Below are 270 nucleotides of genomic sequence, written 5' to 3' on the forward strand. Positions count from 1 at the left end.
CTGCGGTTCATAAAGGTGGTGGGAATCAGCAGGCGCAGGTCTTGCCCGTCCAGGGTGATGCGGGCGGTCAGGCCGTGGAATTTGTTCTCGGGCGTGAGTGTCGCGCCGTTTCGGTAGGCCAGCTCGGTGACAAAGTCGGCACCGGCGTTGTGGCGGGTGCGGTCGTATTCGGTGCCCGGATTACCCAGGCCGACAATCATCTGTAGGGGCATGTCCATGGGGGTTCACCTTTCAGATAGAAAAACACCCCGAGGGCAGAGCCCGTCGGGG

At 62.2% G+C, this 270-nt stretch carries 1 pseudogene; it reads right to left on the reverse strand.

Annotation, left to right across the window (positions count from 1 at the left end):
* Positions 1–218, reverse strand: a pseudogene (locus tag B3187_RS07075) (aminoacyl-tRNA hydrolase); the annotation flags it as partial.
* Positions 219–270 lie beyond the last annotated feature (52 nt).

Source organism: Marinimicrobium sp. UBA4209, from assembly GCF_002381585.1.
In the GTDB taxonomy this organism is placed as follows: domain Bacteria; phylum Pseudomonadota; class Gammaproteobacteria; order Pseudomonadales; family Cellvibrionaceae; genus Marinimicrobium; species Marinimicrobium koreense.